The organism is Mycobacterium xenopi (genome assembly GCF_009936235.1).
Lineage (GTDB): Bacteria > Actinomycetota > Actinomycetes > Mycobacteriales > Mycobacteriaceae > Mycobacterium > Mycobacterium xenopi.
Genome location: NZ_AP022314.1, coordinates 1,931,586 through 1,948,547, shown reverse-complemented (window position 1 = coordinate 1,948,547; position 16,962 = coordinate 1,931,586). Strand labels below are relative to the sequence as shown.

10 protein-coding genes and 1 pseudogene are annotated in these 16,962 nt (G+C 67.1%); 7 read left to right on the top strand and 4 right to left on the bottom strand.

Going from position 1 to position 16,962, the window contains the following annotated elements:
* The 4 genes from mbtD to MYXE_RS09080 are packed head-to-tail and all read right to left on the bottom strand — an operon-like array spanning position 1 to position 8,554.
* Positions 1-2,997, bottom strand: a complete 2,997-nt coding sequence (mbtD, locus tag MYXE_RS09095; protein WP_085193486.1) for a mycobactin polyketide synthase MbtD — start codon at positions 2,995-2,997, stop codon at positions 1-3.
* Positions 2,997-4,322: a beta-ketoacyl [acyl carrier protein] synthase domain-containing protein gene (locus tag MYXE_RS09090; protein ID WP_085193488.1), complete on the bottom strand. Its 1,326-nt coding sequence runs from the start codon at positions 4,320-4,322 to the stop codon at positions 2,997-2,999. Before MYXE_RS09090 ends, mbtD begins: the two co-directional genes overlap by 1 nt.
* Positions 4,315-5,079 (bottom strand): thioesterase II family protein, encoded by a 765-nt coding sequence (locus tag MYXE_RS09085; protein WP_003921110.1) that lies wholly within the window; start codon positions 5,077-5,079, stop codon positions 4,315-4,317. Before MYXE_RS09085 ends, MYXE_RS09090 begins: the two co-directional genes overlap by 8 nt.
* Entirely contained in the window at positions 5,066-8,554 is a 3,489-nt protein-coding gene (locus MYXE_RS09080) for a non-ribosomal peptide synthetase (RefSeq protein ID WP_085193490.1), read from the bottom strand. Before MYXE_RS09080 ends, MYXE_RS09085 begins: the two co-directional genes overlap by 14 nt.
* 162 nt (positions 8,555-8,716) lie before the next feature.
* Here MYXE_RS09080 and MYXE_RS09075 point away from each other — a divergent pair, with 162 nt between their 5' ends.
* From MYXE_RS09075 to MYXE_RS09045, 7 genes and pseudogenes are all read left to right on the top strand, one after another.
* Complete coding sequence (locus tag MYXE_RS09075) at positions 8,717-10,339, top strand: (2,3-dihydroxybenzoyl)adenylate synthase (protein ID WP_085193492.1); 1,623 nt, start codon at positions 8,717-8,719, stop codon at positions 10,337-10,339.
* Between the two features lie 63 nt (positions 10,340-10,402).
* Positions 10,403-11,392: an alpha/beta hydrolase gene (locus tag MYXE_RS09070; RefSeq protein WP_085193494.1), complete on the top strand. Its 990-nt coding sequence runs from the start codon at positions 10,403-10,405 to the stop codon at positions 11,390-11,392.
* A gap of 2 nt (positions 11,393-11,394) precedes the next feature.
* Complete coding sequence (locus MYXE_RS09065) at positions 11,395-12,246, top strand: SDR family NAD(P)-dependent oxidoreductase (RefSeq protein ID WP_085193496.1); 852 nt, start codon at positions 11,395-11,397, stop codon at positions 12,244-12,246.
* Between the two features lie 22 nt (positions 12,247-12,268).
* Positions 12,269-13,189, top strand: a complete 921-nt coding sequence (locus tag MYXE_RS09060; protein WP_085193498.1) for a reductase — start codon at positions 12,269-12,271, stop codon at positions 13,187-13,189.
* 4 nt (positions 13,190-13,193) lie between these two features.
* The gene (locus tag MYXE_RS09055) at positions 13,194-14,690 is read left to right on the top strand and encodes a flavin-containing monooxygenase (protein ID WP_085193500.1); all 1,497 of its coding nucleotides are present in this window, start codon (positions 13,194-13,196) and stop codon (positions 14,688-14,690) included.
* Between the two features lie 6 nt (positions 14,691-14,696).
* Positions 14,697-15,611, top strand: a complete 915-nt coding sequence (locus tag MYXE_RS09050) for a MerR family transcriptional regulator (protein WP_039890240.1) — start codon at positions 14,697-14,699, stop codon at positions 15,609-15,611.
* A 139-nt stretch (positions 15,612-15,750) separates the two neighbouring features.
* Positions 15,751-16,958 (top strand): annotated as a pseudogene (locus MYXE_RS09045) (sodium-dependent bicarbonate transport family permease).
* Positions 16,959-16,962 lie beyond the last annotated feature (4 nt).

Here is a 16,962-nt window from a genome sequence, read left to right as displayed (position 1 = left end):
TCAACCCTTTCCGGTCTCTATCACTTCTGCAGCCGCCGGTGGCGGCTTGGGCTGTGACCCTGGCTGCAAAGCGTCGATCAGCTCGGTGCCGGTGATGCCGCCGAGGAGCCTGGCCAGCGGAACCGAGCGGCCGGTGCGGCGGCGCAGCCGCTTGCGCAGGTCGAGTGCCAGCAGCGAATCCACCCCCAGGTCGATCAGCGCCGCGCCCAAGTCGACAGAAGCTGGCTCGGGCAGGCTCAACGCCGCGGCCAGCTCCGCGCGCACCACCTCGGCGACCGGCCTGTCTTCGGGTCCATCGCTGTCGGCCACCGGCTGCGCTTCCTGGCTTGGTGCGGTGAACGGCATTGGCATGCCCCGTGTTTCAAAGAACACCCGCAACCGGTCGAAGTCGGCGGCCAGGATGATCGGATCGTCGCCGCGGTGGCGCAGGCTTGCGGTGATCGCCGCGTCGGGATCCATCGCGACCAGACCGGACCGCTCGACACGGGCGATTTCGTCGGCACCGCCGATCTCGGTGCCCCGCCACAATCCCCACCGCATCGCCGTGCAATCCAGGCCAGTGGCCCGCAATTGACCGGCGAGCACGTCGAGCATTCGATTGGACCCGGCGTACGCGACGTGCGAATGGCCACCCCAAACTCCAGATACCGAGGAACACAACAGGACTCGTGAGTTCGGGCGTAACGGCCACAACTCCACCATCGAGGCCAGCCCGGTTATTCGCGCGGCGAAAACCTGATCCAGATCTGCGCTCGTGATCTGGTCGTGCGGCGCGAAACTGGCTGCACCGGCGGCGTGGACCAGCAGCGACGCGCCGTCACCGGCGTATTCGGCAGCAACAGCGGACAGCGCGTCGCGATTGGTGATGTCGCACCTCGGGGCGTGCACTTCCGCGGCGTAGCCATCGGCCAAGCAGTCGAGCTGAGCGGAGCTTAAGCCCTTGCGGCTCAACAAGGTCAGCCTTCGCGCGCCATGCTCGATGCAGTGGCGGGCATACCGGCGACCAATGACTCCGCTGCCGCCGGTGATCACCACATTGTCCAGCGCCGCCGTACCGAGCGCGCGCTCCGAAACCGAATCACGACACTCGACCAGCGTTCGGGCATAGCAGCGGCTGCCGCGCACGGCCACCTCGACGGCGTCGCTGAGCACCAGGTCGACGCAGGCCCGCGCAGTGTCAGCGTCGATATCAGGCGACGGCAGGTCCAGATGCGCGAACCTGTGGTCGGGATACTCGAACCCGACACTGCGGTGCATGGCAGCCAATGCCGCCTGCGCCGGCAGACCGACCGGATCGCCCGGTTCGACCTGCTCGCCGGCGACAGTGACCAGCCAGACACTGCGGCCGCTTCGCCCGACGGCGCTGGCGTAGTCGGGCAGCACCATGTCGGGGCGCGCGGTGATCTCGGCCGCCGCGGCCCGCACGTCATGTCCGAGCAGAGCGGGGGCAATCGCGACGACGATCTCTGCATCGTCGACGCCTGCCAGCTCGCAATCTTGGTGAGCCGCAACAGCGTCGGCGAGACGACGAGGTAAGGGTGTGTCGGTTATCGCGGGCTTAAGAATCGCGATGCGCCGCCGCCTCACGTTGCTCGGCCGCGGCGTGCGCCGCGACTGCCAGCGTTCAGCGGCCACGGTCACCACCGATCCTGGAACCGGCGGCAGCGGTTCTCGCTTGGCCCACAGGTGTATCGCCTTCATCGGCGCGTTCGGGAATCCGGACAGTGGCGGGAGGTCGTCGACACCGGCCAAATCGCCCCACCGGTATCCGCGGTCGGCGACCGCCATCGCGGCGATGTTGGCGGAAAGCTGGCCGGCAATGGGCTCGTCGCGGCGCCCAGAGCCAACGATCACGGCCGACTCGTCGACCAAGTCGGCCAGGGCAGCCAGCAGCGACGGGTGCGCCGACAGTTCGACGAACGCGTCGACGCCGCGTTCGCTAGCCGCGGTCACCGCCCGGTCGAACCGCACCGTGTTGCAAAGGTTTTGACACCAGTAGTCGTTGAAGTCGGCCCCGGCGCCAATCACCTTCCCGCATGCAGAGCTGACGAATTCTACCGGCGCATCAAGGAATTGCGCCGCGGGCAGCAACTCTGAGAACTTGTCCCGCAAGGGTGCCAGCGCACTAGTGTGCCCCGGGTAGTCGACGTCGATGGCGCGGGCGAAGGCACCGCGCTGCTCGGCCAGTCCAACGACAGCCTCGATGGCGTCACGGTCACCGGAAACCACGGTCGAGGACGGTCCGTTCACCGCCGAGACTTCCAGCCAGCCCGCCGTTTCGCCGATCAGCCGAGCGGCCTCGTCGACACCGACTCCTAACGCCGCCATGCCGTAGCGTCCCGGCAACTGGTCGACGACGGCGGCGCGGGCGGCCACGATCGCAACCGCATCCGACAGGGAGATCACACCAGCCAGGTAGGCTGCGGCCACCTCGCCCAGGCTATGTCCCACCGTGACGGTGGGCAGTATTCCGTAGGATCGCCACACTTGGGCCAGGCTGACGCAGTGGGTGAACTGGGCACTTTGGATTTGGATCTGCGCCCAATCCTGCTCGGCGCCACCGAGTAGGTAGGGCAGTGGCGAGGAATGTCCGGCCGCGACGAACGCCGCCGCGCAATTGTCGGCCTCGGCCCGGTAGGCCGGAAGCTGCCGATAGGCGTCGGCACCCATCGACGGCCACTGGTTGCCCTGACCGGGGCACACGAACGCGATTCGCGGACAGGCGGCTATCGACGATGTGGCGACCAGCGGATGCTCGTCACCGTCGGCCAGTTTGCTCAGTGCCGCGGCCAACTCGGCGCGATCGGCTGCTCGCACCACCGCACGGTGGCGGCGCACCCGCCGGAGCCGTAGCAACGTGGCAGCCACCGCGGGTACGCCGGGCTCAAGCCGTTGCACGTACCGAAGGATCGCCGCCGCATCCCGACCGACCAAATCTGGTTCGTGCGCGCTGAGCAGCACAGGAATGCGGCCGTCGGGCAATATCAACGCCGACATCACGCCACCGCCGGGACCGATACGATCACGTGTGCGTTGGTGCCGCTGATCCCGAACGCCGACACCGCCGCGATCCGCTGCCCATCCACCTCGGGCCACGGCGTCAGTGTCCGCGCCAGACGTAATCCCTGGCTTTCCCAATCGATTTCGCGGCTGGGTTCGTCGGCGTGCAGGGTAGCCGGAACGGCGCCGTGTTCGGCTGAAACCAGCACCTTGGCCAGCCCCAGACCTCCTGCCGCAGCTTGCGCGTGGCCCACATTGGACTTCACCGAGCCCAGCAACGCGCCGCGCCCGGGCTCGGTGTCACCGTAAGTCTGCGACAGCGAGTGCAACTCGATGCGATCCCCGATCTGCGTCCCGGTGCCGTGCCCCTCGACCATCGCGACGTCGTCGGGGTGCAGCCCGGCCTGGGCCATCGCGCGCCGAAGCAGGCGGGTCTGCGCTGCGGCGCTGGGAGCGCTGAGCCCGGCGCTTCGTCCGTCCTGGTTCACTGCGCTGGCCCTGATTTCGCCGACAATCCGCCTGCCATCCCGCGTCGCGTCCGATTTACGTTGCAGCACAAACATCGCCGCACCTTCAGCCCATACCGTGCCGCTGGGGCGGGCACTGTAGGGCCGGCAGTGGCCGTCGTCGGACAAGGCGTGCTGTTTGGAGAACTCCACGAAGTATCCAGGCGATCCCATCACGCACACCCCACCGGTCAGCGCCATGTCGCAGTCACCGGTCCGCAGCGACTGCACGGCGACGTGCAACGCGGCCAGCGCGGAAGAGCAGGAGCAGTCGACGGTCAACGCCGGACCGGCCAACCCGAGCGTGTACGCAATCCGGCCGGACACCACGCTCAACGCGGTTCCGGTGATCAGATGACCGCTGTGCCGGGAGAATTCGGCCATGTCCGGCCCGTATCCGGTGGGGGAAGCACCGACATAGCAGCCCACGTTCTGCCCTGCCAGGTCGTCCGGATTGATGCCGCTGTTCTCTAGCGCACGCCAGGCAACCCGCAGCGCCACCCGCTGCTGCGGGTCCATCGTGGTTGCCTCTCGCGGTGAGATGCCGAAGAACGCCGGATCGAAAGTGGCTGCGCCGGTGAGAAATCCACCGCTGTCGTGGATTTTCTTGAAGCCGTCGCGACATGACCCGGCCAGCAGGTCGCGGATCGGCCAGCCCCGGTCGGTGGGGAACGGGCCAAGTGCCTCCCGTTGCTGAGACAACAACGCCCAATAGGCTTCCGCGGTGTCGATGTCGCCGGGTGCCTCGACGGCCATACCGATGATGACGATCGGATCGGTGTCGCCGGGCAAGGCAGCGGACTGCTGATCAGACATCGGTGATGACTCGATTTGCCAAAGCGTCGATGTGCTGGTTGACGTAGAAGTGCCCGCCGTCGAAGAGCGACAACGTGAACGCACCCTCGGTGTGGGCGGCCCACTCCCGAAGCGAGCGGATGTCGACGCGGTGGTCATGGCGGCCGGCGACGGCGTGGATGTCACCGCGGATCCGCACGCCTGCCGGGCAGTGGTATCGGTTGAGCACCGCGTAGTCGCTGCGGGCCGCGATGGTCACCAGCTCGGCGAACTCTTCGTCGGCGAGCAGCTGCGGGTCGGTCCCGCCCAGGTCGGTCAGATCGGCGAGCAACTCCGGACCGCTGGTCGGCAGCTCGGGCAGCCCGGCGACCGCGGATGGCACCGGGCCCGAGGACACCCACAGTTTTTGCACGGGCACGCCGCGCTGTTCGGCGACCCGGGCGAATTCGAAGGCCACGACCGCCCCCATGCTGTGGCCGAATAGCCGCAGCGGCGTGACCCGCTGCCACGGCCCGGCCTCGAACAGGTCGCGGGCCAGGTCGTGCACGGTTTCGGCCGGGGGGTCGTTGATGCGTTCGGCCCGCTGCGGGTATTGGACGACGAACGTGTCCGCGCCGGCCGCCAACGCCAACGCCAACCGTCGATAGCTGGCCGCGGACGCGCCGGCGTGCGGGAAAACCACGGTGGCACCGGGGCATGCCCGGCGGTCCCGGCCCGGGAAGTACTTGATCCAGGCCGCGAACGCGTCCGGCACCCGCTGGACGTTATCGACGGTCATGTGCCATTCCAGGGGCTGCGGAGTGCGACAAGACTTCCTGCGCGCCCATGCGGGCAACTTCGAGGTAGATTTCGGCGACGCTGTCGAGGCGCCCGCACTCGCCCTCGCGACGGCTGAGCAGGCGGGCCAGGCCTGACGCGGTGCGGGCAGCGAACATGTCCGCGACCATTGCGCTTGGTGCGTCCAGCCAGGTTCGGATCCGGGCTATGGCCGCAGTCGCTGACACCGAATCCCCGCCGAGCGCGAAGAAGTCGTCGTCGACGCCGACGTCCTCCACGCCGAGCACCTCACCGATGATTGCCGCCAATGCGGCCTCGGCCGGTGTCGACGCCGCACGGCGGCCGGGCGCGGCCGCGCTAGCCACGCTCGCGGCCAACTTGTCGGCGACGGCGCGCCGGTCGATCTTGCCGCCAGCCGTGAAGGGGATGTGCTCCACGAGCGACAGATGACGCGGAACCATATGTGCGGGAACAAAGTTCCTCATGCTTTCGCGTATCCCCCCCGCGGTCAGCCGCTCGTCATCGACTTGCACCGCGGCCGCCAGCACGTCTGACCCCCCCGCTGCCGGCACCGCGGCGGCGACCGCGGCGACCACGGAAGGCACTCGCCGCAAGGCGGCTTCCACCTCGCCGAGTTCGACGCGGTAGCCGCTGACCTTGACCCGGTGATCGGCCCGGCCCACAAACTGCAGGGTCCCGTCCGGCCAGTAGCGCGCCAGGTCGCCGGTGCGGTACCAGGTGCGGCCGCCGTGGGTGACGAAGCGCTCGGCGGTCAACTCGGGCTGCCCGCGGTAACCCCTCGCAATACCGCGGCCCGAGACCCACAGTTCGCCGGCCACCCAATCCGGGCAGTCGTCCCCCCAGGCGTCGACCACCCGGCAGGCGATGTTGGGAAACGGCGTGCCGTACGGCACGGAAGTCCAATCCGGCGGCGGATCGGTCGTTTCGCAGATCGTGGCATGCACAGCGGTTTCGGTGGCGCCCCCCAACCCGGCGAACCGCAACTGGGGCGCTTCAGATTTCAGCCGGCGGGCAAGCTCGGGCCGTACCCAATCACCACCGGTGGCGACCACCCGCAGCGAAGACAGCCGGCCCTGGCCGGCCTCCAGCAGCATCTCCAGCCAGCCCGGCAGAAAGTTCAGTACGGTCACCCCATGGGTGTCGATGAGTTGCGCCCACCTGTCCGGGTCACGACGCTGCGCCTCGTCGACCACCACGATCGTTCCGCCTGCGCGCAGCGTCGCGAAGATGTCGAGCACCGACATGTCGCATTCCAGCGCCGACAGCGCCAGGCAGCGATCGTTGGGCCCGAGGTCGAAGTGGCTGCTCAGAAACTCCACCGTGTTCATCGCGGCGTCATGGGTGAGTTCGACGCCCTTGGGTTCGCCCGTGGAACCCGACGTGAACAGCACGTAGGCCAGCTCGGTGGAAACCGTTGGGAAATCCTGGGTTTCGGGCACGCCTCGCTGCAGCGCCTCGCTTACCGTCGTTGTGGGCACCGGCAACCTCGCCGTGTCGGCACCGCACACCAGAGCCGCGCTGACCGCGCCGGTGGCGAGGATGCGCGCCGCCCGCTCTGTCGGCTGGTCGACGCCGACCGGCACATAGGCCGCACCCGCGGCCAGGATGCCCAGCAGCGCGGGGATCTGCTCGGCACATTTGGGTCCGAGCACAGCGACTGTGTCGCCCGCCCGCACGCCGGCTCGTTGCAGCGCGGCTGCCACCGCCAGCGCCTGGCCGCGCAGCTGCCCGTAGCTCAAATCGCCGGTACTGGCGTAGACGGCCGGCGCGTCGGGCCGTGCCTCGGCCACCCGGAAGAACCCGTCGTGCAACGCTTCCCCGCTAGGGGTGGCGGTGCGGTTGTTGCGTGCCTCACGCACCGCCCGCTGGGCCGCCGGTAACGCCGAGGGCCCGGCCGCCTCCCACGCGTCGTCGCTGCCGGCCAGCCTGAGCAGTTCGTCGAGGTGGTGGGCGAACATGGCATCGATGACTCCCGGCGCGAACGCCCCCTCGCGGACGTCCCAGTTCACCAGCACACCGCCGTCGAATTCGGTGACCTGTGCGTCGAGCAGTACCTGGGGGCCCTGCGACAGGATCCATCCCGGGGTGCCGAACGTTTCGATGACGTCGGCGGCGAACAACTCTCCGAGCCCCAGCGCGCTGGTGAACACCACCGGCGCCAGAAACTGGGTGCCGCGGTGGCGGCCGAGGTCGCGCAGTACGGATAGCCCGGGATAGGCGGCATGCGCGGCCGCCGTGCGCATCGCGTCCTGCACGGCGTGCGCTCGCTTTACCGGCGTGGTGGCCTGCGCGAGATCGATGTCGAGCAGCAGCGAGGACGTGAAGTCGCCGACCACCCGGTCCACGTCGGGGTGCAGCGGCTGGCGACCGAACAGCGGGACGTTGAGCAGGAACCGCTGGCTGCCCGACCAGCGCGCCAGGGTGTGGGCGAACGACGCGGCCAGCGCCATCGCCGGGGTGATGCCCCGGGCGCGGGCACCGGCGAACAACGCCGCGCAGGTGGCCGGGTCCAGCCAGTGCCAGCGCCGGGCGCTGCCGGACAGGTCGGGTGCCGGCGCCACGGGCAGCTGCGGCGGGTCCGGCAGCTCCGGGATGCGCTGGGCCCACCACTTGCGGTCGGCGTCGCGGGCCGGTTGCGGGGCGCCCTCCTGGCGGGCGACGGCGTGGCGGTATTCGCGGTAGGTGTAGTGCAGCTCGGGCAGTCGCCGGCCGCGGTAGAGCGCCGCCAGGTCGGCCATCAGGGTCCGGTAGCTCATCGCGTCGGCGGCCTGCATGTCGAGGTCGACGTGCAGGCGGCAGCGCTGCCCGGGCAGCAACGACAAAGTGAGCTCGAACACCTGGCCGTCGAGCTGTTGGTGCGATTTGGTCTGCCGGATCTCGGTGAGACGGTGCTCAACGGTGTGGGGGTCAAGGTCGGTGAAGTCGTGCACGACGACACCGAGCTGGGCCGCGGGATCGATCCGCTGCGTGCCGTCGGGCAAGAACCGCACCCGCAGCATCGGGTGACGCCTTGCCAACGCGGCGGCCGCGGTGCGTAGCCGTTCGGGATCGATAGCGCCGCAATCGAATTCAACGTACAAATGAGCGGCGACCCCACCTAGTTCCTGGTTGTGCTGGCGGCCCACCCAGATCGCGTGCTGCATCGGCGCGAGTGGAAACACGTCGGGCGTGTCAGGCTGCGGGATCACCGGATCGTCGGCCGCCGGTGCACCGGCACCCTGCAGCGCCGTCGACACCAGCTGCGACCACGCCTCGATGGTCGGTGTGGCAGCCAGTGCGGCGAAGTCGACGTCGACCCCACGGCGACGCCAGCGACCCGAGAGCGCCATCATCCGGATGGAATCAAGCCCCTGCCCGATCAGGTTGCTGCCGGGATCGAGAACGTGTGGGCTGATGCCGAGCAGTTCCGCGACCTCCGCACGGATGGCCTCGCGAGTCGCAGCGGCACCCACCACGAACGCCTCCTTTGTGAACTAGCGCACACGCCGGCACACCTACCTTCGCCACGCGTGTCCCTATTAGTTAGCACAGGCTGCCCTAATTTGGATAGGGTCTCGCTCAGGTGCGAGCATCCGCGTGACCGCAACGCCGTTTCCCAACGAGGGAGCCACCCGCCGGTGAACCTGGAAGGTTTTGTGCCGTTTCCCGCCGACCGGGCCGCGCGTTACCGCTCCGCCGGTTACTGGACCGGGCGGACCGTCGGCTCGATCTTGACCGAAGCGGCACGCTGCTGGCCTGATCGTCCGGCGGTGCTTGACGGGCGCGGCCGCCGCCTCAGCTTCGCCGAGCTTGACGCGCGGGCCGATCGTGCGGCCGCAGGGCTGCGGGCGCTCGGCATTGCGCCCGGTGATCGGGTGCTGCTGCAGTTGCCGAACACCACCGAGTTCACCGTGGCGCTATTCGGGCTGTTGCGGGCCGGCGCGATCCCGGTGATGTGCCTGCCGGGGCACCGCGCCGCCGAGATCGGGCACTTCGCCGTGGTCAGCAAGGCCCGAGCATTGCTCATCGCCGATGCCGCAAACGGATTCGACTACCGCGCGATGGCGCGCTCTGTTGTGCGTGATCATCCCACGCTGCAGCATGTCGTCGTCGACGGCGAACCCGGGCTCTTCGAGTCGTGGTCACAGGTGTGCGGCACATCCGCGCCGCCCCCGCCCATGCCCGCAGCGGACCCGGGGTCTCCGGCGTTGCTGCTGGTTTCGGGCGGCACGACCGGGCTGCCCAAACTCATCCCCCGCACCCACGACGATTACGTGTACAACGCGGCGGCCAGCGCCGCGCTCTGCCGGCTGTCCGCCGATGACGTCTACCTGGTGGTGCTGCCGGCGGCCCACAACTTCCCGCTGGCCTGCCCCGGCGTGCTGGGAGCGATGACGGCCGGTGCTGCGACGGTATTTACCACCGACCCCAGTCCCGAATCGGCCTTCGCTGTCATCGCACGCCACGGCGTCACCGTCACCGCGTTGGTGCCCTCGTTGGCCACGCTGTGGGCGCAAGCCTGCGATTGGGAGCCTGTAACGCCGAAAACCTTGCGGCTCTTGCAGGTTGGTGGCGCCAGACTGGATGCCGGGGATGCTCGGCGGATCCGTGAAGCGCTGACACCGGGGCTGCAGCAGGTCTACGGCATGGCGGAGGGGCTGCTGAGCTACACCCGCCTCGACGATCCACCCGCCCTTGTCGACCACACGCAGGGACGGCCGATGTGTGCTGACGACGAGCTGCGCATCCTCGACGATGCCGGCCAGCCGGTGGCACCCGGCGTCGAAGGCGAACTGCTGGTGCGGGGCCCTTACACGCTCAACGGCTACTTCGGCGCCGAGCACGACAACCGGCGCTGCTTCGACCCGGACGGCTTCTACCGCACCGGCGACCTGGTCCGCCGGCTGGCCAACGGCTATCTACAGGTGACCGGGCGCGTCAAGGACGTCATCCATCGCGGCGGTGAGACCGTCGCCGCCCAGGAGGTAGAAGAGCATCTGCTCACCCACCCGGCAATTGTTTCGGCAGCAGCGGCACCACTGCCCGACCGCTACCTCGGTGAAAAGATCTGCGCCGCCGTCGTATTCGCGGGGCAACCGGTGACGCTGGCGGAGCTCAACCGCTACCTCGACCAGCACGGGGTCGCCGTGCACGCTCGCCCCGACGTCTTGGTTCCAGTGCCGGCGCTGCCCACCACGGCGGTCGGCAAGGTCGACAAGTCGGCGATCGCCCGGTTGGCCTCTGAGCACAACGCGCCTTAGGGGCCGCCTGCCGAGGTTATAGTGCCATTGACTAATGTCGTCATTTGCTGTTGACTAATTCGCGTGGATGACGCGACCCCCGTGCGGGGCTCGCTGCGATCACGCGGTGCGGCTGCCGTGAGCGCGCTGACACTGCGCCAGATCAGCGCGGTGCTGCCGCCCGAAAAAGCCTGGGGTCTATGGGCGTCACGCCAGATCGTCGCCCGGATCATGGATCTCTTCGGTCCCTCGCTGGCAGGCACCAGGGTTGAGCACGTCGACTCGAGGCTTCTCGACGGGCGCCGGGTGGTCGGCGAATGGGTGCGCGGGCCGGGCGTTCAACGCGTCGACGCCGGGGTCTATTTCGTGCACGGTAGCGGCTTTGCGCTGTGCTCGCCGCGCACGCACCGACGGTTGACGTCGTGGCTGTCCAGCCTGACCGGCTTGCCGGTGTTTTGTGTCGATTACCGGCTGGCGCCGCGGTACCGCTTTCCCACTGCGGCCGACGACGTGCGCGCGGGCTGGGATTGGCTGGTGACAAGCGCTGGCGTAGCACCGAAAAGGCTTGTGGTCGCCGGTGATTCGGCTGGTGGGCATTTGGCGGTGGATTTGCTCCTGCAGGCCGAAGTCGCTGCGGCACATCCTGCGGCGCTGGTGTTGTTCTCGCCGTTGGTCGACCTGACGTTCAGCCTCGCCCTTCGACGTGAGCAGGAGCGCCGCGATCCGGCGATCCGGGTAGCCGACGCCGCCCGACTGGTCGGGCTGTACAGCCGCGGAGTCGATCCCGCCCACCCGCGGCTCAAGCTCGACGTCGCCGGCGGGCCGCCTCTGCCCCCGACATTGATCCAAGCGGGTGGGGCCGAGATGCTGGCCGAGGATGCCCGCCGGCTGGCCGACGACATCCGCGCTGCCGGCGGCAGTTGCGACCTGCAGGTGTGGCCCGACCAGGTCCACGTCTTCCAAGCGCTGCCACGACTGTCGCCGGAAGCCGACAGGGCGATGGCTTATGCGGCGCAGTTTATTGCAACTGCGTTGGCGGCCCGCGGATCTCACGCGGCTGAGAAGGCGGGTTAAGCATGCTCGGGCTTTTCACCAGGAAGAAGACGACCCACGGGGCGTCGGCGGTGGTGACCGGCGCCGGCAGCGGTATCGGCGCCGCATTCGCCGTCGAACTGGCGCGCCGCGGCGGTGCTGTGGTGTGCAGCGACATCGACGAAGCCGCGGCCACCAAGACCGCGGAAACCATTGCCGGCCAAGGCGGTAAAGCTCTCGCCATCGGCTGCGACGTGTCCGAGTTCGACGACGTGCGTCAACTCGCCGACCAGTCCCAGTCCTGGTTCGGGGCTGCCCCCACACTGGTGGTCAACAACGCCGGTGTCGGAGCCGGCGGCGCGCCCATCGGCGAAGCCTCCCTTGAGGATTGGCGCTGGACACTAGGCGTCAACCTGTGGGGGCCCATCCACGGCTGTCACGTGTTCACCCCGATCCTGCGCGAGGCCGGGCCTTCTGGTCCCCCGCGCGGCATCATCAACGTTGCCTCTGCCGCGGCCTTCGGCGCGGCGCCCGGCATGGCCGCCTACAACGTCAGCAAGGCCGGCGTGCTGTCGCTGTCGGAAACCCTGGCCGCCGAATTGGCCGGCACCGGAATCACTGTCACGGTGTTGTGCCCCACATTCGTCAAGACCAACATCGTCGACTCTGGGCGCATCAGCCCAGAAAGCGCCAAACTTGCGTCGAAATTGATGCGCTGGACCGGGATTTCGGCCGACCAGGTCGCACGGGCATGCCTGGATGCCAACGACCGCGGCGACCTTTATTGCATGCCGCAACTCGACGCCAAGATCGGCTGGAACATCAAACGTTTAGCGCCGACGGCTTATACCCGCACGATCGGCGTGGTATCTCGGATCACCCCGCTCGGGGATTAGGCAACACGTAGGGAGTGCGCACATGACTATCGACATGGACGTTATGCTCGCCAAAATCAAAGACCGGCAGTGGGCGCTCGCCGACATCGAATGGGATGCGCCGGGCGCCGAGACGATCCGCGACGACTTCCGGCCCAAGCTCAAGGCCTTCATGGCCGACCTGTGCTGGATCGAGAATATCGGCGCGCGCGGATTTGCGGCGCTGGCCAAGAAAGCACCAACTCCCACCGTGGCCGAGATCTACCGCTATTTCCACGCCGAGGAACAGCGGCACGCTAACGCCGAGCTGGCGCTGATGAAGCGCTGGGGGATGCTCGACGACGGCGAGATGCCTGAACCCAACGTCAACATCCGGCTGGCCATGCAGTGGTTGGACACCTACGCCGATGGGATGTCGCTGTCGATCCTAGGCACGGTCATCCCGATGCTGGAGGTGGCGCTGGACGGGGCCCTGCTGAAATTCCTGCTCGATGAGGTCGAAGACCCGGTATGCCATCAGGTATTCGAGAAAATCAACAACGACGAATCCCGCCACCTCGCCGTCGACTTCGAGGTGCTCAACATGATCGGCCACGCCAAGGCGCGCAAACTGGCCATCGAGTTCATCGGCAACATCGCCTCACCGGGATTGATCATCGGGGCGTTGATGTATTTGCCGCTGCTAAACCGGGTGCGCAATGAACTCGCCGACATGGGCATGGAGCCTGAGCGGCTCTACAACGCGGTCAAGCGGTTCAAACAACTCGGCGAGCGCGGTGATTTCACCACACGGGTACCGACCTACCAGGTGCTCAAACGGCACGCCGCGATGGTGGTGAACCCGCGCCACCCGTACCACCTGCTGGCCAATACGATGGTGCGGCTGTCTGACTTCTATCCCAAACCGTTGCTCAAACCGGTGCCCAGCTGGTTCAACGAGCTCACCCACGAACCGGCGGCCTAAACCCATGGCACCCAATCACGTTCACGCGACGCTGATCGTCGGAGCCGGCTTCACCGGGCTGGGTGCTGCAATCAAGCTGAGGCAGGCCGGTGTCGACGACATCCTCATCCTCGAGCGCAGCGACCGGGTCGGCGGCACCTGGCGCGACACCACGTATCCCGGTGCCAGCTGCGATATCCCATCGCTGTTGTACTCCTACTCCTTCGTCCCCAACCCCACCTGGTCGCGGAGCTACTCCCCCGCCGACGAGATCCGCCGCCACATCGAAGACATGGCCAACCGGTTTGACGTGCACCGCCATATCCGGTTCGACCACAACGTCAACGGGTTGTCGTTCGACGAAAACGCCGGTGTCTGGACCGCAACCACCAGCAAGAACAAGCGATTTCGCGCACGCACCGTCGTGTTGGCATCCGGGCCGCTGTCCGACGCCAGCTTCCCCGACATCCGCGGCATCGATTCCTATCGCGGCCACAAGATCCACAGCGCCCGCTGGGACCATGACTACGACTTCACCGGCAAGCGGGTCGGCGTCATCGGTACCGGCGCCAGCGCTATCCAGATCGTCCCCGAACTGGTCAAGCAGGCGAAGTTCGTCAAGGTGTTCCAGCGCACCCCGGGCTGGGTATTGCCCCGCCTCGACTTCCCCACCCCGCAGCCAGTGCAAGAACTGTTTGCCAAAGTCCCTGCAGCACAGAAGCTTACCCGGCAAGCGCTGTTTTGGGGGCACGAGGCCAGCGCCACAGCGCTAGTGTGGAATACACCGCTGACCTCGCTGGTCGCGAGACTGGGGAAGGCGCATCTGCGGCTGGCCGTCAAAGACCCGTGGCTGCGCCGGCAACTGACTCCCGACTTCGTGCCGGGGTGCAAACGTATGCTGGTCTCCAGCGACTACTACCCAGCGCTGCAACGCGACAACTGCAAGCTCATCGACTGGCCGATCGCCACTCTTAGCCCTGTCGGCATCCGCACCAGCGACGGCATCGAACACCACCTGGACTGCATCGTGTTCGCCACCGGCTACGACGTGCATCTGACCGGGCCGCCGTTTCCAGTCACCGGGCTGGGTGGCCGCTCGCTGAACGCCGAATGGGCCGACGGCGCCAAGGCTTACAAGAGCATCAACGTGCACGGCTACCCGAACCTGTTCATCATGACTGGACCGAACTCCGGGCCCGGCCACAACTCGCTGCTGGTCTACATCGAAGGCCAGCTCGAGTATGCGGTGCGCGGCATCACCACGATCCTCGCCAACAACCTGCGCTATCTCGACGTGCGCGCCGACGCCCAACGCAAGCACAACCAGCGCATCCAAAAGCGGCTCACCAAGACGACCTGGATGTCGGGTTGCCGCAGCTGGTATCTGACCAAGGACGGATTCAACGCCTCGATGTATCCGGGGTTCGCCACCCAGTATCTTCGACAGATGCGTGATTTCCGGTTCGCCGACTACGACGCGGTTGCGCGCCGTGTCGATGTCCCCGTGAGCTCGTCGGCCTGAGTGATGATGGCTGCCGACCGATCGCCGCGCGCGGAAACCGGCACCATCGCCGGAGTGCTGGCCAGCCTGCGGCGCGCGCCCCGGCGAGTACGGCGACAGTCGCGGGATTTCATCGAATCTGCCGTGTCCCAGCTTTTCGATGCCGCGGTGCGACATCCGCATTCTCTGCCCGTGTCCGGTGAATACCGCATCGACGATCTGGCCCGACTGGCCGGCACCACCACCCGCAACATCAGGGTCTATCGCGACCGGGGCCTGTTGCCTCCGCCGCTGCGGGTGGGCCGGATCGCGTTGTTCAACGACACCCATCTGACCCGGCTGCGGTTGATCACCTCGATGCTCGACCGCGGATACACCATCGCCCACGTGCGAGAAATGCTCAGCGCCTGGGAGGAAGGCAAAAATCTCGGCGACGTTCTTGGCCTGGAGTCCGCGATCGTAGGCACCTGGGCCACCGAGAAGCCCGAAGCCATGCCGCTCGCCGACGCTCGCCGACTGGTCGACAACCCGGACGCATTCGACCGGCTGGTGAAGCTGGGCGTGGTCCGGGTCGACGGCTCGAAAGCCACGGTCACCCGACCCAAATTGATCAAGGCTTTCAACGAGATTCGCGGCTACGGCGTCAGCTTGGACAAGCTGATCGATTTGCATGAGCAGATCGTTCCGCTGGTCGACCAGATCAGCGAGATGCTGGTGCGCGCCGGCGCCGAACACGTTGCCGGCCGAATCAAGCCCGGCGAGCCGCTGCCGCCCGACACCGAAATCGCCGAGCTGATCACGATGCTGGTGCGGTTTCGAACCCAGGCCGTCGCCTCGGTGGCCGCCACCCTGGCGTCGTCGATCGAATCCACGATCGAGTCGATGGTCAGTCGCATCCTCGCCGACTACCTGGCGAATTCGCCCGAGGCCGAGGCGAACTGAAACCTCACATCACGGCTTGACCTCGGGTGACCCTGCTGTGAGCATCTGGTAACCGGACATTTTCGGCGCGTTCACGGAGCAGATCCCACCTAGCCGCCAAGCTGGGGATGGCCCGGTTGTCGAGGTGAGGGACGAGTCGATGCTGCTGGAGTTCTGGGAGAACTTCACTCACAACCTTTTCAAGCCGCTGCTGCTGTTCTTCTATCTCGGGTTCCTGATCCCCTTGCTGAAGGTGGAGTTCGAATTCCCCTACGTGATTTATCAGGGACTGACGATGTATCTGCTGCTGGCCATCGGCTGGCACGGCGGTGAAGAGCTCGCCACCATTCACGCGTCGAGCATCGGCAACATCGTCGGGTTCATCGTCTTGGGTTTCGTCTTGAACTTCGTGATCGGTCTGCTGGCCTACCTGCTGCTGACCCGCATGACAAAGATGCGGCGGATCGACAAAGCCACGGTCGCCGGCTATTACGGGTCAGACTCGGCGGGCACCTTCGCCACCTGCGTGGGGGTTCTTGCGACGGTGGGGATGGCCTTCAACGGCTTCATGCCGGTGATGCTGGCCGTCATGGAGATGCCCGGCTGCCTGGTGGCGCTCTATCTCGCGGCCCGCCTGCGACACCGGGGATGGACGCGGCGGGGACCATGCCCGATGAGCCCGGTTACGTAGCGGCGAAGGTGGGGCCGGGCGCGGCCACCAGGCCAGCACCGGGAACACATCTGGGCAGCGACCGTGAGCAAGGCATCGAGCAGGAGATGGAGCTGTCCCTGGAGCTGCGGGAACATCCCGAGGACGCCGCCACCGAACAGGGCATCGGGACGATCAAGCTGCTAAGAGAGGTCTTGCTCAACCCCGGCCTCTATCTGCTGTTCGGCGGCATCATCATTGGGCTGATCAGCCGGTTACAGGGCCCGAAGGTGGTGCACGACGACGACAACGTGTTCGTGGCCGCCTTCCAGGGTGTGCTGTGCCTGTTCTTGCTGGAGATGGGCATGACAGCGTCTCGCCGGTTGAAGGACCTCAAAACCGCCGGGCCCGGTTTCATCCTGTTCGGTCTACTGGCGCCCAACCTGTTCGCCACACTCGGGATCATCACCGCCCATACCTACGCGCATCTCACTCATTTCCACTTCAAGCCGGGCACGTACATCTTGTTCGCGGTGCTCTGTGCCGCCGCCTCCTACATCGCCGTCCCCGCGGTGCAGCGACTCGCAATACCCGAGGCAAGCCCAACCCTTCCCCTGGCCGCGTCGCTGGGCTTGACGTTTTCCTACAACGTCACCATCGGAATCCCGCTCTACATCGAGATCGCCCGGGTCATCACCCAGCACTTCCCGATCGGCTGAGGGC